Raw genomic sequence first — 21,674 nt, 5'->3', positions numbered from 1 at the left:
AAGGAGCGGCTATGGTGCAAAAAAAGCTGCCCCGGCCCGCGAGGCGGAGGCAGCAGCGAGAACTGGCGTGTACGCAAAAAACCGCCTTCAGGGTACGGGGTCGTAGCCGTGGCCGCCCCAGGGGTGGCAGCGCCCGATGCGGCGCAGGGCCAGCCAGCCGCCCCGCCACGGCCCGTATTTGTGCAGCGCCTGGGCCGCGTAGGCCGAGCACGTAGGCTGAAAACGGCAGCTGGGCGGCGTGAGCGGCGAAATCAGCTTCTGGTAAATCCAGATCAGGGCCAGAAAGAATTGCCGGAAGAGAAAGGACATTGGGGGAGGTAAAATAGAGGGATTGGAGCGACTGGCGGAAGTCTGAAGCCGCAGGCGCGACTTCCGGCCGGACGCACGAGGCAAGTTTCCAGACTTGCGGCACGGGAAGCGAACAGGTGATTTGCGAAATATAAGCGAGCTGCTCGTTCAACGGTCGTCAGTCTGGAGACTTGCCGCGTGTAGTTGGCTGGAAGTCGCATTGCGCTGCGCTCCATTTCAGACTTCCGTCAGCGGTGTTGCCAACAACTCGCGGCCAGTTCGTAAGTTTGATCTTTGAATCAGACAACAGCCGCTGGCTGCAAATCCTTTCCACTTACCCCCAAATTCCCATGCTAAAACTGAACTGGCTTACCCTGGCGCTGCTGGCCGTGCTGCTGCTGCCCGGCGCTGCCCGCGCCGACGAAGGAATGTGGCTGCCGCTCTACGTGAAGCGCCTCAACCACGCCGACATGCAGAAAAAAGGCCTCAAGCTGACGGCCGAAGAAATTTACGACGTTAACAACGCCTCGCTCAAAGATGCCATCGTGCAGCTGGGCGGCTTCTGCACCGGCGAGTTTGTGAGCAGCCGCGGGCTGATGCTCTCGAACCACCACTGCGGCTACGACGCGCTGCAAAGCCACAGCACCCCCGAAAAGAATATCCTCCAGGACGGATTTTTTGCCGCCACGCCCGCCGATGAAAAAACCAACCCCGGCCTGTTCGTGGATATTCTGGTGCGCATGGAAGACGTGGGCGCCAAAGTGCTGGAGGGCGTGACGCCCCAAATGAGTGAGCAGGAGCGCACGGCCCTGGTGCAGAAGCACCAGAAGGAAATAGCCGATGCCGCCAAGGAAAACGGCCAGTACGTGGCCTACGTGCGCGATTTTTTCGCCGGCAACGAATACTACCTCTTCGTGTACCAGCGCTTCGGCGACGTGCGCCTGGTGGGCGCGCCGCCGGAAGCGGTGGGTAAATTCGGCGGCGACACCGACAACTGGATGTGGCCCCGCCACACTGGCGACTTCTCCATGTTCCGCGTGTACGCTTCCAAAGACAACAAGCCCACCACCGGGCCGATGACCGATAACGTGCCCTACCAGCCCAAAAAGCACCTTTCGGTAAGCCTGCAGGGCGTGAGCGAGGGCGACTTCGCCATGGTGTTCGGCTTTCCGGGCCGCACCCAGCGCTTCCTGCCCGCCGCCGGCCTGCAGCTGACGCTGGACCAGAGCAACCCCGCCCGCGTGAAGCTGCGCGACAAGCGCCTCAAGCTGTGGAAGGAAGACATGGACCAGAGCCCCGACATCCGGTTGAAATACGCTTCTAAGTACGCCGGCATCGCCAACTACTGGAAGTACTACCTGGGTCAGAACGAGGGCATGAAGCGCCTGAAAACGGTGGAGGCCAAGCAAACCGAAGAGGCCGCCCTGGCCCAGTGGATTGCCGCTGACCCCGCCCGCACCCAGCTTTACGGCGCGGCCCTGAACGACATCAACCAGAGCTACACCGGCCTGCGCGAGTACAACCTGACCAGCGTGTACCTCAACGAGGCCGCCTTCGGCAACGAGCTGACGGCCTTCGCCGCCCGGATGCTGCCGCTCTACACGCTGCTGAAAGACCCCAAAGCCGACCCCGCCGCCGTGAAAAAAGCCACCGCCGACCTGAAAGAGCCGGTGGAAGAGTTCTTCAAAGACTACAATGTAGCCACCGATAAAAAGGTGTACGCGGCCCTCATGCAGATGTACTACACCGATGTGCCCAAGGCTCAGCACCCGGAGATTTTCCGCACCGTGGAGAAGCAGTACGGCGGCTCGCTGAAGAAGTACGCCGACTACGTGTTTGCCAACAGCTTCCTGACCTCGAAAGCCAAAGTGGAAGCCTTCCTGGCCAAGCCGACTTTGGCCCAGCTGGAAAAAGATCCGGCCTTCGCCACCATGAACTCGGTGTATACCAACTACACCCAGAACATTCTGCCCAAGCAGCAGGCTTTCCAGGCCCCACTGGGCCGCGCCAACCGCGCCTACGTGGCCGCGTTGCGGGCCAAGAATACCGACAAGGTGTACTCGCCCGACGCTAACTCCACGCTGCGCCTGAGCTACGGCACTGTGCGCCCCTACAACGGCCGCGACGCCATCCAGTACGACTACAAAACCACCGCTCAGGGCATTCTGGAGAAGGAAGATGCCACGAACCCCGAGTTTGCGGTGCCCGTCAAGGAGCTGGCCCTGCTCAAGGCCAAGGACTACGGCCGCTTCGCCGACAAGAACGGCCAGCTGCCCGTGGCCTTCATTACGGATAACGACATCACCGGCGGCAACTCCGGCTCGCCCGTCATCAACGGCCGCGGCGAGCTGATCGGCATTGCCTTCGACGGCAACTGGGAAGCCATGACCGGCGACCTGGCCTACGACCCGAACCTGAAGCGCTGCATCAACGTGGATATCCGCTACGTGCTCTGGTGCATCGAGAAGCTGGGCGGGGCCAAGAGCCTGGTCGATGAAATGACCATCGTGAATAACGGCCCGAACCCCGGCGTGGGCCCGGCCGGCAGCGGCGCGGCCATGCTCGGCGAGATGAGCGACGTGGAAAAGATGAAAGTGAAGTCGGCTGATGGCGGCAAAACCAAAGTCAAAAAGAAGAAAGAGAAAGAAGCAGCCGGCGCGGGCATGTAAGCCCCCGTTCCAGCACCACGCTACCAAAGCGCCCCGGTATCGGAAGATGCCGGGGCACTTTTTTGTGCAGAAGCATTGTGAGGAATAAAACAGCGGCTGGACCACTGTCCGCATTACCAATGTCACTGCCGCGAAAGGCAAAAATAGTCGTGGCTAAGCGCAACAAATTTTGGCGGTTGCAGTCCTGCATAAGACTAGTCGCACGTTTTTCTGCTCTCCCATGAAACACGGTTTACTCGCCCTCTTCAGCCTGCTGCTGGTTGGCCTGACTGCCCCGAGCCGGGCCCAGAATCCAGTTTCGCTCACTACCGTGGCCCCGGCCAGCGGCCCGGCGGGCACTACCATCACCCTGACGGGCAGTGGCTTTGCGGCTACGGCAGCGCAGAATGCGGTGTTTGTGGGGCGGGTGCGGGCTACGCTCACGGCGGCCAGCGCCACCCAGCTTAGCGCCACGGTGCCCGCCGGCGCTAGGTCGCCCAGCATCATCACCGTGATTAATACGGCCACGGGCCGGCAAGCCAGCACCGCCGCGTTCCGGCTCACGTTTGCCGGGGCGCTGAACACGGCCACTTACCAGCGCACCGACTACCCGGCCGCCAGCAACGTGAACGATGTGGCCGGGGCCGACGTGAATGCCGATGGCCTGGTGGATATTCTGACGGCCAGCGGGGCCGCGGCCACCGGCGGCAGCAGCGTGACGCTGCTGCTGAATGGCGCGGCCGGGCAGTTTCAGCCGCCTATTCAGCTGCTCGGAGGCTTTCTGCCCAGCCAGCTGGAGGTAGCCGACCTCAACAGCGACGGCCGGCCCGACCTGGTGGTGGGCAATGCTGGCAGCCTGGATATATCGGTGCTGCTGGGCAGCGCGGGCGGCGGGTTTGCCTCAGCACAGAATCCGGATTTGGGCGGACTGCGGTTGGCCGATGGCACCACCGGCCTGCGCACGCTGCGCGTGGCCGATGCCGACAACGACGGTCTGCCAGACATCGTTTTCATTTCCAAGGTCAACATTGCTTCCAACAGCGGGCCGCTGCAGTGGCTGCGCAACACGGGCAGCGGCTTCCAGCTGCAGCCCGCGCCCGGCGGCCCCAATACCAATGAGGCGCTGGCGGTGGGCGACTTCAACCAGGATGGACTGACTGACCTGCTGGGTATCAATAGCAGTGGCCTCACGGTGCTGCTGCGCAATGCGGCCAATACCGGCTTCAATGCCCCAGAAACCACCGCGCTGTCGCTGATTCAGTACCGGCTGGCGGTGGCCGACTTCGACGACGATGGCCGCACCGACGTGCTGATTCTGCGCTCCGCCAGCTCGTCGCAGGGCGGCTACGACTTGCTGCTGTACGAGCGGGCCGCCTCGGGCACGGCGTTTCAGGGCGTGCAGATATTCTCTTCGCAGCTGGCCACCAGCGGCTCCATCAACCGCTCCCTGACCGCGGCAGATGCCGACGGCGACGGCCGCCTGGACATTCTGGTGACGGATGGGGCGCGGCTGTCGGTGTGGCGCAACGTGGGCGGCAGCTTCAATCAGCCCGTGAGCTTTGCCAATCCCAGCGGCACGCGCCAGGCCCTGGCCGGCGACTTCGACGGCGACGGCCGCACCGATATCGTGACGACCACTGCCACTAATGATCTGCTTTCACTCTACCGCTACAACCCCGCCGCCAACCCCAACCAGAACAATCCGCCCACTCTCAATGCCCTCGCCGACCTGACGCTGAGCGAAGATGCCGGTCCGCAAACCGTGGCCCTGAGCGGCATCAGCAACGGCGGCGATGCCGGGCAGAGCGTCACGCTCACCGTCCGCAGCTCCGACCCCGCGCTGATTCCCCCGCCGACCATCAGCTACTTCAGCCCCACCACCACCGGCACGCTGCGCTTCCAGCCCGCCCCCGATGCGTTCGGCACCTGCACCATCACCGTAACGGCCTCCGACGGGCAGCCCCAGAACGGCACCATCAGCCGCACGTTCACCGTCAGCATCGCGCCCCTGAACGACGCGCCCACGCTGGACGCGGTGCCCGATGTCATCATCACCCAGGCTGCCACTAGCCAGATTGCGGTGGCTTTGTCGGGCATCACTTCGGGCGCAGCCAATGAAAATCAGACGCTGACGCTGGCCGCCTCGGTATCGTTGGCGGGCGGCGGGGCCATTTCCAACGGCAGCTTCACCTATACCAGCCCGGCCACTACCGGGCAGTACGTGCTGCCGGTCGCCGCATTGCAGCCCGGCCTCTACGCCACCGTCACGCTCACCGTGAACGACGGGCAGGCCATCAGCAACAGCTTCAGCCGCACCTTCCGGATATTCTACCAGCCCGGCAGCGCGGCCGGCCCGCCCACCCTCGACCCCATCGCTGACCGCACCGCCGACCGCAGCCTGACGAGCCAGCTGCCCGTGCCACTCACCGGCATTACCGACGGCGACCCTGGCCAGACGCTGCCGCTCACCGTCACGGCCGTCAGTTCCGATGCGGGCCTGGTGGCTGTGGGGCCGGTAAGCTACACCAGCCCCGCCAGCACCGGCAGCCTGCCCTACACCATCAGCGCCACGCGCGGCGGCACGGTCGTTATCAGCCTTACGGTAAGCAACGGCCAAAGCACGAATGGCACCATCACGCGCACGTTCCGCGTCACGGTGCCGCCGGTGCTCAGTACCGCCACGGCCGCCGGCCAGCTCCCGGCCACCTGGCTGCAGCTCTACCCGAACCCCGCGCCGGCGGGGCGGTTCTGGCTGGAAGCCCCGGCCGCCGGTCCCGCCGACGTGACCGTGGCTGACCTGGCCGGGCGCGTGGTGTGGCAGCAGTGGGTGGCTTCGCTGCAGAAGCCGCAGCTGCTGCAGCTGCCGGCCGGCCCCGCGGGCGTGTACGTGGTGAAAGTGCGAACCGCGGAGGGTGTAGCCATACGGCGCGTGCTGGTGGAGTAGCCGCCGGCTGCGCTGCCAATCATCCATGAAAAAAGCTCTTTCACTGCCCGTGAAAGAGCTTTTTTATGCACCACGGGAGAGGTGATAGGTAAAATAAATTGCTGACTTCGCGAAGAATATATTACAGTTTATTGCCGGGAAAATGCTAGCATTGTATTGGTGTCCTTATTCGCAAAATCTGCTCTGCTGCTTATGCTGAAACGCTACGTTATTCTGATTTCTTTATTCGCGCTTTCTTATTCGGCCCAAGCCCAGGGCAACGGCCCCGGCATTCGTGGGGCGCGGGCCGCGGCGCTGGGCAATGCCTCCGTGGCGCTGGCCGATGGCTGGGCCATGGGCAACAACGTGGCCGGCCTGGGCCAGCTCACCGAGGCTTTCGGGGGCGTGTATGCCGAAAACCGCTTCCTTATTCGGGCCCTGAGCAATGCTGTGCTGACTGCCGCGCTGCCGCTGGGCCGCCTGCCCAACAGCGGCAAGGCCCGCAACGGCGTGGTGGGCGTGGAAGTGCAGCGCTTCGGCGACAAGCTCTACTCCGAGCAGCGCATCGGTACGGGCTACGGCTACAAGGGCGGCCTGTTCAGCCTCGGGGCGCGGGTCGATGTGCTGCAGGTCAGCATTGAGGGGCTGGGCAGCCGCCGGGCGGTGGCCGCCTCGCTGGGCGGGCAGGCCGAAGTAGTGCCGCGCCGGCTGTTTTTCGGGGCGTACATCTACAATATCAACCAGGCGAAGCTGGCCCGCTACGACGACGAGCGGGTGCCCACGGTGCTAAAAGCCGGCCTCTCGTATCAGCCCGCCGAAAAGGTGCGGCTGAATGTGGAAACCGAGAAGGACGTGGACCAGGCCGCCGACTTCAAGGCCGGGCTCGAATACCAGGCCGTGGAGGCGCTGGCGGTGCGGGCCGGGTTTACGTCGCTAAGCCAGCAGACCAGCGGCGGCGTGGGCCTGCGGGCCGGCGTGTTCCGGCTCGACTACGCGGCCGTGTGGCAGAGCCGGCTGGGCCTGAGCCAGCACCTGAGCGTGAGCCTGCAACGCCCCAAAGCCCAATGAAGCGCCGCTATCTGCTGGCCCTGCCGCTGCTGTGGCTGCTGGCCGCGCCCCGCGCCCGCGCCCAGGAATACGTGCGCCCCGCGGCCGACCTCGACCGGCTGGTGCAGGAGCTGTTTGCCGAAATCCAGAGCGACCAGGTGCCCTACGAGGACCTCTACGAAACGCTGCTCCAGTACTACCAGACCCCGCTCAACCTGAACACGGCCAGCCGCGAGGAGCTGCGCGGCTTGCTGCTGCTCTCCGAAGCCCAGATTTCCAACCTGCTCGACCACCGGCAGCAGCGCGGCAGCCTCATTAGCCTGTATGAGCTGCAGAGCGTGGCCGGCTTCGATCTGCGCACCATCTACCGCGTGGCTCCTTTTGTGGCAGTGCAGACCAATGCCAGCGGCAGCCGGGGCTCCCTCTGGCAGCGCATTGCCCGCGAAGAAAACAACGCCCTGTTTGTGCGCTACGAGCGGGTGGTGCAGCAGCGCCAGGGCTACACGCCCACCGACAGCACCCGCAGCGGCGGCCTGAGCAGCCGCTACCTCGGCTCGCCCGATAAGTTGATGGTGCGCTACCGCGTCAGCCACGCCCGCGACTTCAGCCTGGGCCTCACGGCCGAAAAGGATGCCGGCGAGCAATTTGCCTGGAACCCCGCCCAGCGCCGCTACGGGGCCGACTTCTACTCCGCTCACTTTCTGCTGCAGGAGCGCGGCCGGCTTAAAACCCTGGCCCTCGGCGACTACCAATTGCAGTTCGGGCAGGGGCTGCTGCTCTCGTCGGGGCTGCAGGTGGGGAAGGGGGCCGAAACCATCACCACCATCCGGCGCAGCAGCCTGGGCGTGCGGGCCTACTCCTCCTTGCTCGAAAGCACGTTTTTTCGGGGCGCGGCGGCCACGGTGGCCCTCGCGCCCACCATCCGGGCCACGGCCTTCGTCTCGCGCAAGCGGGCCGATGCCAACGTGCAGTCGGCCACCGACTCGCTGGCGCAGTTCGATGAGTTTTCCTCGGGTGTGCTGCTCACCGGCTTCCACCGCACGGCCAGCGAGCTGGCCAACCGGCAGGTACTGCGCGAAACCATCGGGGGCGGCAACGTGAGCTACGTGAGCCGCAGCGGCCATTTCAGCGCGGGCCTCACGGCCGTCAATACGCATTTCGACAAGCCCCTGCAGCGGCAGCCGGAGCTGTACAACCGCTACGAGTTCCGGGGCCGCGACAACCTGGGCGTGGGGGCGCACTACAGCTACGTGGTGCGCAACCTACTGCTGTTTGGCGAAACCGCCCGCTCTACCGGCGGCGGCCTGGGCACGGTGAACGGCGTGTTGGCCAGCTTGGCCACCAACGTGGATGCCTCGCTGCTCTACCGCCACTATAGCCCCGATTTCCACACGCTCTACGGCAACGCCCTGAGCGAAAACACCCGCAACATCAACGAAAGCGGCCTGTATGCGGGGCTGAAAGTGCGTCCTATTGCCCGCTGGGAGCTGTCGGCCTACTACGACCAGTTCTGGTTTCCGTGGCTGAAGTACCAGGTGTCGGCCCCCTCGCAGGGCCACGACTGGCTGGTGCGGTTGGCCTTCACGCCGTCCAAAACCAGCCTGCTCTACGCCCAGTTGCGCACCCGCGTGAAGGAGTATGATGCCAGCCCCGCCGACCCCGGCCGCCTGGTGCCGCTGCCGGTGCCCACCACGCGTCAAAGCCTGCTGCTGTTTTATGATACCAGCCCCACGCTGGCCCTGAGCCTACGCACCCGCCTGCAGGGCACCCGCTACCGCGAAGACGGCGGCCCGCTGCGCACCGGCTACGTGCTGGCCCAGGATGCCAGCGTAGCGCTGGGCCGCGCCCTCAAGCTAAGCGGCCGCTACGCCCTCTTCGACACCGACGACTACGACACCCGCCAGTACGTGTTCGAGCAGGACGTGCTCTACGCCTTTTCCATTCCGGCCCTCTCCGGCCAGGGCACGCGCCTCTATGCCATTGCGGAGGTGAAATGCACCCGCCACCTCACGCTATGGCTGCGCTACGCCGAAACCCACTACCGCCACCAGCAAACCATCGGCTCCGGCCTAGAGGAAATTCAGGGCCCGCGCCGCGGCGAAGTGAAAGCGCAGGCGCGGTATCGGTTTTAGCGAGGGTGAATGGCGCGTAGGCCGACGTTGGCGCGCCGTCTTCTGTCATCCTGAGCTTGCGAAGGACCTTGTGCCAGTCGAACAAGTCGGTAGTATCACCTCGAACGTGATAAGGTCCTTCGCAAGCTCAGGATGACAGAGGGCGGACACATCACCCCAATCACCACTCTCCCAAGAAAAGCCACACAAAAAAAGGGCGGCTCCGCACGGAGCCGCCCTTTTCGGGTATAAGCGCGAAAGCCGCTTATTGCTTCATCAGGCGCGTTACGGCCGTGCCGTTGGGCAGGTCGAGGTGCAGCTGATAGACGCCGGTGTTCAGCTTGCTCAGGTCGAGCGAATGCTGAAGGGCGGCGGCACCTTTCACGAGGGTTTCGGTGGCTACCGTGCGGCCCAGCGCATCGGTCACGCGCAACGTAATGTTGCCGCGCTGACCGTTGTCCACGTTCACCTTGAAGATGCCCGTGCTGGGGTTCGGATACACTTCGATGCCTTTCAGCAATTCCGTGTTGCGGTTGCTCAGTACCGTGGCCTCAGTGGTGTAGGCCGAGCAGCCGATGGCGTTGCAGGCCCGCACGCGGTAGTAGTAGCGGCCGCTGGTGGTCACGCGGTCCACGGTGTTCGTCTCGTTGGCTCCCGTGGTGCTCACCAGCTGGAAGTTGGTGTTCGTGTTGAAGGAGCGCTCCAGCTGGAAGCTGGTTTCGTTGCCCGAGTTATCGGCCCACAGAATGACGTTCTCCGTGCCGCCGTTCGTGAACGTGCCGGGCAGAACCGACAGCGACGAAGGAGCCGCCGGTACATCGCCGATGGTGCACAGCTCCAGGCTCCAGCCCGTGAGCGTGCCGCCGTTGCCGGCCGTGTTGTCCGTGATGCGCAGCGTCCAGCTGCCGTTGGGCTGGTCCGTAATCAGCGCGGCCAGCGGGTTGGCGGGGCGGTAGGTGGTGCCGGTGGTGAGGGGGCAGGCCAGGGCCGCGGCGGCCGCGTCGTCGAAGCTCAGGCTCAGGTTGCTGGTGCCGGGGCAGGCCCGCGAAAACAGCACCACCGAGCGGCCGGCGGGGTTGGTCAGGCTGATTTCCAGCTCGCTTACGTCGGGATGGTTGATAGCCAGGTTGCGCAGACGCACTCCCACCACCCGGTCGGAGCTGGCTACGTTGATGATGGAAGTAACGCTCGCATTGGCGCTGGGCAGAATAACGCGCGGCACCTGCGTGGCCACAATGGTATTGCAAACCTCCAGACCAGTCTGGAACTGCGTGGCGGCCGAGAACGGTGTGGTGCCGCAGGGGCTCACGGCCCGCACGCGCCAGAAGTAGGTGGCATTGGCCGTCAGGGCGGTGGTAGGCGTGAAGCCCGTGCCGATGATGTTGGCCTGCGTCAATACGATGTTGGTGAAAGCGGCGTCAGTGGCTACCTGCACCTCGTAGCTGACGGCATCAGCCAGGGCATTCCAGGTGAAGCGGGGCCGGGTAGACGTGCGATTCGGACCAACCGGACCAACGGGCGCGGGGGCTACCGTAGAAGCCTGGCGCACCACAATCTGCATGGGCTGCGTCTGCGTAACGCTGCCGCTGGTGCCTACTAGGTTGATAACGTAGGTACCCGAAGCCGTGGCGGCGCTGGCCGTCACCGTCACCTGAGTGCTGCTGCCGGTGTTCACCGTAGCATTGGCGTAAGAAACCGTGAGGCCCGTAGGCAGGTTGGCCGCCGACAGCGCAACCGCGCCGCTGAAGCCCTGCAGCTGACCTACCGCTACGTTGAACGTAGTGGTGCTGCCGGCGCACACGTTGGGCAGCGCGGCATTGCCGGCCACGCTGGGCGTGAGGAAGAACGTGGGAGCCGTGGCGGCGCGGAGCGAGAAGTTCTGGTTCGAGATATCGAAGAAGATATTGCCCGAAGCCTGCACCTTGATGCGGGCCGTAGATGAGCTGGCCAGCGTGGCGGGCAGCGTCAGGGTCTGCACGCCGTCGTTGGGCGTGTTGGCCAGCAGCGTGGTAGGGTAGGTGCGGCCGCCGTCGGTAGAGAGCATAATGTCCACGTTGGCCGCGTTAACGGGGGCCGCGGTAGTATTGGCCACGTCCCAGCGCACTTCCTGCGGTGTACCGGCCAGCCACGAAATGATGGAGCCCGAAGTGTTCGGGTAGGTAGCCACAAACGGGCCGGCCGTCGAAACCACGGCCACGTTCATCGAGTCGTAGTCCACGCCGCCGCCGTTCACGCGGTTGTCGCGGGCCACGAGGCGGAAAATCAGCTTGCGGGCGTACGTGGGCAGTTGCTCCCCGATGGTGTCGGTATTGGTAATCAGGTTGTAGATCTTGGGGAAGGTGCGCGAAGGCGAAGCCGTGGGCGAGTACATCCGGAAAATCGGCGCATCACCTACTGGTACGCTAGGAGAACCGGCGGCCCCCAGGTTGTACTGCTCCCACGAGTAGGTCAGCGGATCGGTATCGGTGGCCGAGCCGGTGAGGGTGAACGGGGTGCGGTAGGGAATGGCGTAGTTGGCTCCGGCATTTACTACGGGTACCACGTTGTTGGTCGCCGTCACCACGCCGCAGTTGCCCGCGCCGGTGATGTGAGCCACGATCTGGTCGAAGCTGCGCGAATGGAAGTACGGAATGCTGTTGTTAGCTAGGTCCTGCGGGGCACAGATGCCGGCATAGGCCATGATGCTGACCCCGGAACCCGGCTCGTAGGCCGATGTGGCGGCGCGGTTGCCGCCGGCGCAGTTCCCGGTGCTGCTGTTGAAGGTATGGTCGCCGCCGAACTGGTGGCCGACCTCGTGGGCTACGTAGTCAATATCGAAGGCATCGCCGACGGGGTTGGGCAGGCCCGTTACGCCGCCAGCCTTGTTGGTGAGGCAGACCGAAGGCTTATAGGCCACGCCGCCGCCACCCGTGCTGAACACGTGGCCAATGTCGTAGTTGGAGAAGCCGATAATGGAGTTGACGGTGCTGATGTTCTGCGTCAGCATAGCCGAGCCGCTGTTGTTGGTGTAGGGGTCAGAGCTGCCGTTCAGGTAGATGAGCTGGTCGGTATTGGCTACCAATACCAGGCGTACGGCCACTTCCTGCTCATACACGCCATCCACGCGGTTCACGGAGGTCACCATTTTGGCCAGCGTGAGCGGCACGGTGGCGGCCGCCGGGGCGCACACGGCCGCGGCATACTCGCCGGTGCAGGCCAGGGCCATGCGGTAGGTGCGCAGCTGGGTGCCGTTGGGCACGCGCGGCAGCGTGGCCGGCTGGGGCACGCCCACGTCCTGGGCATCGGTATTAAGGCAGGTAAACCCTTTCTGGTTCATAGCCTGCTTATCGAACACTACATAGTGCTCGGTGTCGCCGTTGGCCGTAGGGTCGATGTAGACCGTGCGGCCGGCCTGCATAATCATGGCGTGGAAGCCGGCGGGCGTCACGTCGAGACGGGCAGTGGCGGCGGGGTTGTCGATGCCCTGCGCCGCGTAGGTTTTGATGCTGGGGTACTTGGCGGCCAGCGCCGGCGCCATCACGGGCACTTCCACCACGCGGAAGCGCTGGGAGGTGCCGTCGGGCATTGGCAGCGAAACTACCGTGGCCGAGTTGCGGGCCCCGGCTCCCTGCTCGGTGGGGGCCTGCGCCAGGGTGGCGCGCATAGCCTCCAGCTGCACCGAAATGGGGCGGTACTGACTGATACGGGCCATGGTCTGGCGGGCCGCGGGCGCGGTCTGCGCATCATCGGCCCACAGCACGCGCTGCGCGGTGGCGCTGTGCGGTGCTCCGGCCGCCGCGAACAACAGGCCGCCCAACAGGGCTGGCTGCCATGTACGCACTGCCTTCGTAAAGCTTGAAATCATACTGAGTGAGAAAAGGAGGAGGGTGGAAGGAAAATTCAAGTCAATTGCAGCCCTAAGATAAAAGCTTTTTCTCCTGCTTTTCGCTTTGGCAACAGGATTATTCGTTGGCTATTGGCTTGTACTCATCGCACTGGCCTGCCCGGCACCTCAAAGGGCTGTTTGCTGCCCGCCGGCAGCAGGGCCTTATCGAAGCAGATATAATGGCGCGTGTCGCCAGCCCGGTAAGGCTCAAGCAGATAGGTGCGGCCTGCGCATACCAACATAGCCCGCAGGCCGGCCGGCGTAGTCTCCAGGCGCACATAGTCGGCCGGGGCCGCTACCGCATGGCCGGCGTAGGTGCGCAGCTCGGGGTATTTGGCGGCCAGCGCCGGAGCCATTACACCACTGAGGCACAGCTGGAAAGCCGGCCAGGTGCCGTTGGGCAGCGGCAGCAGCACGGTGGGGCCGCTGCTGGCGTCGGCGCGGGCCAGCTCCTTTTGGAGGCCGGCCAAATCGAGCCGAAACACCCGGTAGCGCGTGGGAGCCAGCCGGGGCTTGCCCAGGCGGCGGGCCTCGGCGGCGGGCACCTCGCGCCAGAAGTTGAGCGTGGCCGGCTGGCTCAGCGCCGTGGCGAAAGCGGGCACCGAAGCCGAAACGGCGGGAGCAGAGGCGGGCAAAAAGCCGCTCAGCAGCGCGGCCAGGGCAGGAAGCAGGGAAGAAACCATAGTAGCAGAGGGTGAAGGCCCCGGCCGGCAGTGACCGGGGCAGGCGGGGAAGATGCGATTATCCGGCCAGAATTCCAGCTGGGCAAGCGCCTGTGGAGAGTAGCGCGAAAATCGGTTCCGCGCAGCGCGGTGCGCGCGTGGGTGGCCCTGCGCGACTTCGATACTCGCTTCGCTCGTCGCGAAACGGATTTTCGCGCTACTCTTTCGCTAGAAAGTGTGGACAGTCATCGGAGCCAATCGAGGACGGCCAGCAGGCGGGCGACGGCCAAAAAGGAGGAGGCGGTTTTCTCGTAGCGGGTGGCAAAGGCGCTTCCCGTGCTTCTTTGCCCAGTTAGTAGCGCAACCCCTTTATGTTATATATATAATAATTTGAATATAAATATTTATCTACTTATTTTCACCTATTCAAGACGTCTACTAGCGCGTGTTCGCCAGTTCAGCCCCTAACGCATGCCTGCCTGCCGCGCTCGTTGTTCGCACCTTTTCCAGTTGGGCCTGTTCCGGTGCCGCTTGCGCGTCGACGGCAAAGCCAAAACCCGGCAGCGGGCTGTTGCCCGGCAGGCCCCCCGGGCAGGCCCTTAGGGGCAATTCCACCCTTGCGTTTCGCGCGGCCGGGGCCCTTTGCCTGAACAAGAGCTTGCTGCGGTAGCCGACACGGCGCTGCCAACGCTTTTGTCGCAGTTGGTTTTCATCCACATTCTCAGTATTTCGCCATGGATTTCTTGTACTTGTTACGTTTTTTGGTTGGGCTGCTGGCCCCGGTTAGTCCTGGCCGGCTCGGCCGACGCGCGGCGCTGCTGTTGTTGCTGGCCAGCTTGGTCACCGGCACACAGGCGCAGCACCCAGCTTCTTTCTTCCAGGCCGACGCAGCCGCTCGCTCCGCCGCCTCGCCGCTGGCCCGCGCCCTGTTTCACTCCCGGGCCCTGACCCTGGACGTGGCCGGCCTGCGCGCCGCCTTGGCCACTGCCCCGCGCGAAACCCAGGCCAGCGCGGCGCCGTTGGTGCTGGCGCTGCCGCTGCCCGATGGCCGCACCGGCCGCTTTGCTATCCGCGAAGCACAGGTGATGGCGCCCGCGCTGGCGGCCCAGTTCCCGGCAATCAAAACCTACGCTGGCACCGGCCTCGACGACGCGTCGGCCTCGGTGCGGCTCGACCTCACGCCCCAGGGCTTCCACGCCCAGGTGCTGACGGCCGACGGCAAGAGCTTCTACATCGACCCGGTGACCCGGACCGATGCCGGGCAGTACCTCGCCTTTTACACCAACGACATGGACCGCGCGGCCGCGGGCCCGGCCATGACCTGCGGCTTCGCGCCCAGCGCCGCCGAACTCAAGGCCAGCGAGGCCCGGGTGGCCGCGTACGCCCGCTCGGCCGCGGCTCTGGCGAGCGGGCCCGTGCTGAAAACGTACCGCCTGGCCATGGCCGCCACCGGCGAGTACACGACCTTCCACGGGGGCACGGTGGCCTCGGCGCTGGCCGCCATCGTCACGAGCGTGAACCGCGTGGTGGGCGTGTACGAAAAGGAGCTGGCCGTGCGCCTCGTGTTAGTGGCCAACACTGACCTGTTGATATACACCAATGCGGCCACCGACCCGTACGCCAACACCAGCGGCGACCTGGCGGCCAACGTGGCCACCATCAACTCCGTCATCGGCTCGGCGAACTACGACATCGGCCACTTGTATGGGACGGGCGGCGGCGGCGTGGCCGGCCTGGGCGTGGTGTGCGGGGCCAGCAAGGCCCGCGGCCTGACCGGCTCGTCCAGCCCCGTGGGCGACGCGTTCGACATCGACTACGTGGCCCACGAGATAGGACACCAGTTCAGCGGCAACCACCCCTTCAACGGCAACGGCGGCAGCTGCTCCGGCGGCAACCGCAACGCCAGCACGGCGTGGGAGCCCGGTTCGGGCTCGACCATCATGGCCTACGCCGGCATCTGCGGCGCGGCCAACAACCTGCAGCCCAACTCCGACGCCACGTTTCACACGGGCAACTACCAGGAAATGCGCGCCTTTATCAGCGGTACCACCTGCGGAACGAGCACGGCCACCGGCAACACGGCGCCGGTGGTGGCGGCCCCGGCCAGCGGCCTGACGCTGCCCGGGGGCACGCCCTTCAAGCTCACGGCCACGGCCACCGACGCGGAGGGCGACGCGCTGACCTACTCGTGGGAAGAAATGGACCTGGGGCCGCAACAGTCGCCCACAGCGCCCCAAGTGGCGGGCCAGAACGTGCCCTTGTTTCGCTCCTTCAACCCCACGGCCAGTGGCACGCGCTACTTCCCGCGCCTGAACGAGCTGGTGAACAACACCACCCTGATTGGCGAGCGGCTGCCCACGGTGACGCGCACGCTGAAATTCCGCTGCACGGCCCGCGACGCGCACAGCGGCCCGGCCGGCGTGATTGGCGGCGTGGATTACTCGGCCTTCGTGAACCTGAACGTGAGCAGCGCCGCTGGGCCCTTCGTGGTGACGGCCCCCAACACGGCCGTGACCTGGACCGGAGGCACGTCCCAGACCGTGACTTGGGACGTGGCCGGCACAACGGCGGCCCCGGTAAGCTGCGCCCTGGTGAACCTGCGTCTGAGCCTCGACGGCGGCCTGACGTACCCCACGCTGCTGGCCGCCAACGAAGCCAACGACGGCTCGGCCGTGGTGGTAGCGCCCAGCTTTGCTGGCACCCAGACCCAGGTCCGCGTCATGGTGGAAGCGGCCGACAACTACTTCTTCGACATCTCGAACGCCAACTTCACCATCACCCCGGCTCCTCTCACCCTGAGCAGCCTCTCGCCCAACAGCGGCGTGGCGGGCACGGTCGTGACGCTGACGGGGACCGGCTTCACCGGGGCCACCGGCATTAGCTTCAACGGCACGGCCGCGGCTACTTTCTCGGTCACGAATGCCACCACGGCCACGGCCACCGTGCCGGCGGGCGCCACCACGGGCAACGTGACCCTCACCACGCCCGTCGGCACCTCCAACGGCGTCCTCTTCACGGTCTGCGCTCCGCAGGCCATTGCCCAGGATGCCACGGTGGCGCTTGATGGGACGGGCAACGTCAGCATCACGGCGGCCACGGTGAACAACGGCTCGACGGCCAACTGCGGCTTCGCGGCGGGCGGCGGGCTGAGCGTGTCGCCCAGCGCGTTTACCTGCGCCAACCTGGGTCCGAATTCCGTGACCCTGACGGTGACGGATGCCCAGGGCAATACCAGCTCGGCGACGGCGACGGTTACGGTGCTGGGCACCATTCCCACTCCGGGCATTGCCGTCACGCCCGCGACGAGCGTCTTCACCGGCGGCATCCCCACGAACCTATACCTGGGCTACGGGCCGCGAAGCGCCACGCTCACCGCGTCGGAACTCGGCAGTGCAGTCGGCGTGACCTATGCCTGGAGCCCGGCCACGAACCTGAGCAACGCGAACAGCGCCAACCCCGTGTTCACGCCTACTCTGCCCGGCACGTTCACCTTCACCGTCACGGCCACCAGCTCCTCGGGCTGCACGGCCACGGCCAGCGTCACGCTCAAGGTGGTTGACGTGCGCTGCGGCAGCAAAAACGATAAGGTGCTGGTGTGCCACAACGGCAACCAACTCTGCATCGCGCCCAATGGCGTGAGAGACCACCTGACCGACCACCCTAGCGACCGGCTCGGGGCCTGCCCCGGCTTGTCGGCTCGCGTGGCATCTTCGGCGGATGCCACGGGCAGCGCCAACGAGCTGGCCGTGTACCCAAACCCGACCGGGAGTCAAGCCACCGTGTCGTTCCGGGCCCCGCTTGATGGCCACGCCCAAGTCGTGGTCTACAACGCGCTGGGCCAGCGCGTGGCGGCCCTCTATGACGGAGAGGTAAGCGGCGGGCAGCAGTACGCATTCGTGCTCGACGGCCAGCCGCTGACCTCCGGTCTGTATTATTGCCGCCTTGTGGTGAACGGCAAAGCTGAGATGCAGCGCCTGATTATCGCACGGTAAAAGCCGGTGGCTCAACTTTTAAGTAAACCCGGCAGGCATTCCCTGCCGGGTTTTTGCCGTACCGTCCGTTTGAGTAAGCTCAACTACGTCCCCTAGAGCCGGTTGTGCACTGCTACGCCGAAACGCGGTTTATCAAAAGCATCCCAACGCATTAAAGCGTGTTTGAGAATTGCGCAAAACCCGTTTACGTCATGCTGAGCTTGTCAAAGCATCTCTACCCTTCGTTGCAATGCCAACCAAACGGCGTGGTAGAGATGCTTCGACTTCGCTCAGCATGACGTTCGGAATTAATTCAAACACGCTCTTAGAAGCTCGCTACGACACACAGGGCCGATTTTGGTACTGAGCTATCCTTGTTTCTGCTGTAACTAGTCACAAAAAAGGTCTCAGTTGCGCAAAAAGTGCATAGCTGACTCTCGTTTCACGCCACCCCGGCCACTCGCGGCTTCGGTAGGCCCCACACCAGATACCCCAGCGCCAGCAGCGTGCAGCCCGTGCTCAGGGCGTGCACATAAGGCAGATGGGCGGCCACGTTGCCGAAAATCCAGCCGGCCAGCAGGGCACCCAGCCCGATGCCGGCTTCGAGGGCAATGTACATGGTGGCCACGGCCCGGCCGCGCCGCTCGGGGTGGCTCAGGTCGATGGTCCAGGCGTAGAGCGTGGGCGAGTTCAGGCCCGAGGCAATGCCGAACAGCAGCGCCGCCCCCAGAAACACCGCCTTGGAGGCTGCCAGCGTGAGCAGCAGCAGCGACGTGGCCAGCAGCACCGTAGACACGCGCAATACCGGCACCCGGCCGTAGCGGTCGGAGGCGCGGCCGGCCACGAGGCGCACCAGCAGCGAGGCCAGCGTGAAGCAGGTGAAAAACAACCCTTTCTCGGCCGCCTTCAGCCCCAGCGCCTGGCTCTGGTCGGGTATCACGGTGAGGATGGCCCCGAACGGAAACAGGCACAGCAGCGTGACCAGCGCCGGTCCGAACACCTGCGGCTCCAGCACCTCGTGCCAGTTGAGGCGCAGCAGGTGCCAGCGAAAGCGCTGCCGCTGCCCGGCGGGTAGGGTTTCCGTCATGGTGCCCTGCACGGCCAGGCTTAGCAGCGCCAGGCCCGAGGAGGCATAGAATAGCGTATCGAGCGAGGTAGCGGCCGTGATGTAGGGCCCCAGCGCCGGCCCGGCGGCCATGCCCAAAGAGCCCGCCACGCCCAGCAGCCCCATGGCCTCGCCGCGGCGCTCATACGGAATGATATCGGCAATGAAGGCGGCCGTGCCGGTGGGCTTGAAGCCGGTGCTGAAGCCGTGCAGCAGCCGCAGCAGCAGAAACCCGCCCACCGTCGTGACCCAGGGGTAGAAAAAGCCGCACACGAAGCAGATCAGCGACCCGAACACCATCACCGGAATGCGCCCTACAGTATCGGCCAGCTTGCCGCTGAAAGGCCGCGAAAGGCCCGCCGTGAGCGTGAAGGAAGCAATGATGAAGCCCTTGTACTCGGCCCCGCCCAGCCGCGTGAGAAAGTCGGGCAGCTCGGGCAGGAGCATGTTGAAGCTCATAAAAAACAGGAACGAGCTCAGGCACATCAGCCAGAAGCCCGCCGTATAGACCTTGCTTTTGAAAAGGGGCATGGAAGCAGCAGCGCGGGTAAGCGCGGCAAAGGTCGGCAGAAATTGCGGGCAGCGGGAAGGGAGGTGGGCCAGTAACGCGAAACCGCCACGCTATAGGCCATACGCCCTAAATTCCTGCGCTTCTCCGGTTGGTGCCCAGGTCGTCAGGCTCCCCTCTCCCTAAGGAGAGGGGCCGGGGGTGAGGTCCCCCGAGGCCGCGCTAGGTACAGTTCTCTGCAAACCGGCCCGAGGGCTTACACGACCTGTTTCTCAACTGCCCCCAGCCGGGCCGCCCGCAGCCAGCTTTGCGCCTGCGCCATATCGCCGAACATGCGCATCTGCAGCCGCCCGCCGATGCCCAGGTGCATGGCCTCGGCGGAGTGGGCGGCCAGCGAGTCGGGGCTGGCGACGTGGGCGAAGTGGGTGAGGCCCTGCTCGGCGGCGCGGTTGGCCCAGTTGGTCACGATCCACTCCACGGCATGGTCCCAGGGGCCAATCACCCGGCGGTTGTCGTTGAGCAGGCAGGAGCAGGCGTGCTCGCGCAGCGGCAGCAGGCAGGCATCGGCCCCGGCAATGATGCCGGTGTAGGTCTGGTAACCGATCCAGTCGTTGTAGACCCACTGGTTGGCCGCATCGTAGTCGATGGTCAGGTAGACTTTGCCGAAACCGTTGGTTAGCTGTGTGGGCATGGTGGGGGGAAGGGAAGGTGAGGCTATCCGAAGCCGGCCAGACCATGAGTGGGCGTAGCAGCGCTGCCGATAAAGCTAACGAAGGTTAGGAGAAATACCAGAACATCTGCAGGAAGTGCCACGCCGCCGCTGCTGCCGGCGTGGCGTGGCGCATCTGGGCCAGCCGAAAAGCCCAAAAAAAGCCCCGCAACGGCAGCGCCGGCGGGGCTTTGTAGGAGAGGCTGTTGAGAAAGTCGATAAAAGGTCATTCTTCGGCGGCGCTCGGAAGGGGGAGCTGGCTCTGGCTTAGACGACTGCCCAACCAGCTTCACCGGACTGAGCCGCTGGCCTTACGCGGGCAGCGTGGCCCGGTGCGCCGCAATGCCGTCCTTAATGGCCGTGAGCGTGGCTACCTGGGCCTCCACCTGCGCCGCATCCACGTCGGCCAGGAAGCGAGCCAGGCCGGTGGCGAGGCGGTTGCGCTTGATGAGGCGGGTTTGCTGCACGAGCAGGGCTGCCCGCTCGTCGGTGGTGGTTTCGAGCAGCTCGGCATCGATGCCAGCGGTGGCCAGCAGGATATCGGCCGAGGCTATCTTGGAATTCACTTTGGCCAGCTGCGCGGCCGTGCTGGTTTTGGTGCGGGTGGCGCGCTGGTCGGCCACGTCGCCCACCACCTCGCGGGCATTGAAGGTGTTGAGCTCAAACTCAATTTCGGCAGTAGCTGCGTCGCAGGTAGCGCGGTCGGTAAGGGATGAAAAATCGAGGGCCATACGGGTTGAAAAAATAAGAGGTGGGAAAAAGGAATGTTCTGCCCCTGAACGCCACCTCCGGCGCCTTAGTATGTAGCGGCCCAAAGGTTTAGGCGCCCGCCCCACCGGTCGCTTCCGCCAGGGTGGCTAGCTCGGCGGTGAGGGCCGCCACCCGCGCCCGCAGCAGGTGCCAGCGCGTGCTGGCCTCGGGCGGCAGCGGCCGGGCCTGGCGCGTCAGCCAGCCGCTGAGCCAGGCCTGCCGCTCGGCCTCCGCCGCCGTGGCCGGGGCAGAAGCTGCCGCTTCTTGCTGCAAGGCCGGCAGCGCCTGCGCCCAGTGCCCGGCCACCCGGCCCCGCTCCTCCAGGGCCGCCAGCTCCCGGCCGAAACGGGCCAACTGCTGCTGGCACACGCGCCGCCGAAAATCCAGCTCCGCTGCCTCGGGGGCGGGCATTCCGGGCGGCAGCGGGGCGGCCGGCACATCGGCCGGCGGCAACTGCTGCATCAGTGGCAGTAGGGCCTGCAGTAGGTTGGTGGTGAGGGTCCGCCGGCCGGTTTCTATCGACCGGATAAGGGCGGGACTAGCCCCCAGATAAAGCGCCAACGCTTCCTGGTCGAGCCCAAACCATGTCCGCAGGCGGACTAACAGGTTGGTTGCGGTACGGGAGCGGCGCGGCATACGGGGTTGTACAAGTATTTCCGGTTTTGCGAGAATTCTTGTACAGTAACGTGGGGCGGGGTGTACAAGTATTTTTTGGATTTGGGGAATAGTTGTACAAGGTAGGGTGAGGAAGCGGCTGGGCACGAAGAAGCCCCAGCGGCGGGGGCGGCTGGGGCTTCTTTTGGTGGCGCTGTAGCTTATGTAGATATTTTCTCTGCTACCGTCTGAACAACTCGACATTGGTAGCTTGCTGAGCTCCTAGATTGTGTGGCCGGCTGGAATAAAGACAGACTTGGCTGCTGCGCGTGTAGTTGACTATAGGAATACCGGATGAGGCGCGCTCTTCCTTGGATGGCGCTGTGGGCGCGGCGGCTACCGAGTGTATCAGGTGCGGGTGACCGGCGAGGATAACCCGGCGTTACCGGCTGATTTCCGGCGGCAGCTGCTGGCTTTTCTAGAGGAGGAGTTG

Annotated in this window: 12 protein-coding genes; 5 read left to right on the top strand and 7 right to left on the bottom strand. The window is 64.9% G+C overall.

Annotated features, from left to right (window positions below):
• Window positions 1–87: 87 nt before the first annotated feature.
• Window positions 88–309, bottom strand: a complete 222-nt coding sequence (gene yidD / locus BUB62_RS09505; protein WP_073109204.1) for a membrane protein insertion efficiency factor YidD — start codon at window positions 307–309, stop codon at window positions 88–90.
• A gap of 329 nt (window positions 310–638) precedes the next feature.
• Here yidD and BUB62_RS09500 point away from each other — a divergent pair, with 329 nt between their 5' ends.
• The 4 genes from BUB62_RS09500 to BUB62_RS09485 all read left to right on the top strand — a co-directional run bounded on the left by BUB62_RS09500 (window position 639) and on the right by BUB62_RS09485 (window position 9,038).
• Window positions 639–2,957, top strand: coding sequence for a S46 family peptidase (locus BUB62_RS09500; RefSeq protein WP_084538990.1), 2,319 nt, complete (start codon window positions 639–641; stop codon window positions 2,955–2,957).
• A 220-nt stretch (window positions 2,958–3,177) separates the two neighbouring features.
• On the top strand, window positions 3,178–5,880 hold the full coding sequence (locus BUB62_RS09495; RefSeq protein WP_073109202.1) for an FG-GAP-like repeat-containing protein: 2,703 nt from the start codon (window positions 3,178–3,180) through the stop codon (window positions 5,878–5,880).
• A 192-nt stretch (window positions 5,881–6,072) separates the two neighbouring features.
• A complete protein-coding gene (locus tag BUB62_RS09490; RefSeq protein WP_073109200.1) occupies window positions 6,073–6,927 on the top strand; it encodes a hypothetical protein in 855 nt (284 codons plus the stop codon).
• Window positions 6,924–9,038, top strand: a complete 2,115-nt coding sequence (locus BUB62_RS09485) for a helix-hairpin-helix domain-containing protein (RefSeq protein WP_073109198.1) — start codon at window positions 6,924–6,926, stop codon at window positions 9,036–9,038. Before BUB62_RS09490 ends, BUB62_RS09485 begins: the two co-directional genes overlap by 4 nt.
• A gap of 244 nt (window positions 9,039–9,282) precedes the next feature.
• Here the strand turns inward: BUB62_RS09485 and BUB62_RS09480 are convergent, their stop codons facing one another.
• Complete coding sequence (locus BUB62_RS09480) at window positions 9,283–12,861, bottom strand: reprolysin-like metallopeptidase (RefSeq protein ID WP_073109195.1); 3,579 nt, start codon at window positions 12,859–12,861, stop codon at window positions 9,283–9,285.
• A gap of 122 nt (window positions 12,862–12,983) precedes the next feature.
• Window positions 12,984–13,565: a hypothetical protein gene (locus BUB62_RS09475; RefSeq protein ID WP_073109192.1), complete on the bottom strand. Its 582-nt coding sequence runs from the start codon at window positions 13,563–13,565 to the stop codon at window positions 12,984–12,986.
• Window positions 13,566–14,278: 713 nt separating this feature from the next.
• On the opposite strand from BUB62_RS09475, the gene BUB62_RS09470 reads away from it, so the two are divergent.
• Window positions 14,279–17,536, top strand: coding sequence for a reprolysin-like metallopeptidase (locus tag BUB62_RS09470; protein WP_084538961.1), 3,258 nt, complete (start codon window positions 14,279–14,281; stop codon window positions 17,534–17,536).
• Between the two features lie 421 nt (window positions 17,537–17,957).
• Here BUB62_RS09470 and BUB62_RS09465 read toward each other — a convergent pair whose 3' ends face one another.
• From BUB62_RS09465 to BUB62_RS09450, 4 genes are all read right to left on the bottom strand, one after another.
• Window positions 17,958–19,151 (bottom strand): MFS transporter, encoded by a 1,194-nt coding sequence (locus BUB62_RS09465; RefSeq protein ID WP_084538960.1) that lies wholly within the window; start codon window positions 19,149–19,151, stop codon window positions 17,958–17,960.
• A gap of 233 nt (window positions 19,152–19,384) precedes the next feature.
• A complete protein-coding gene (locus tag BUB62_RS09460; RefSeq protein ID WP_073109186.1) occupies window positions 19,385–19,819 on the bottom strand; it encodes a hypothetical protein in 435 nt (144 codons plus the stop codon).
• A 329-nt stretch (window positions 19,820–20,148) separates the two neighbouring features.
• Complete coding sequence (locus tag BUB62_RS09455; protein WP_073109184.1) at window positions 20,149–20,568, bottom strand: hypothetical protein; 420 nt, start codon at window positions 20,566–20,568, stop codon at window positions 20,149–20,151.
• An 88-nt stretch (window positions 20,569–20,656) separates the two neighbouring features.
• Window positions 20,657–21,223 (bottom strand): helix-turn-helix domain-containing protein, encoded by a 567-nt coding sequence (locus BUB62_RS09450; RefSeq protein ID WP_143164097.1) that lies wholly within the window; start codon window positions 21,221–21,223, stop codon window positions 20,657–20,659.
• Window positions 21,224–21,674: the final 451 nt, after the last annotated feature.

This window comes from Hymenobacter daecheongensis DSM 21074, from assembly GCF_900141805.1.
GTDB lineage: Bacteria > Bacteroidota > Bacteroidia > Cytophagales > Hymenobacteraceae > Hymenobacter > Hymenobacter daecheongensis.
Note: the sequence above shows the minus strand (reverse complement) of the source record. Positions and strands in the feature narration are given on the sequence as shown.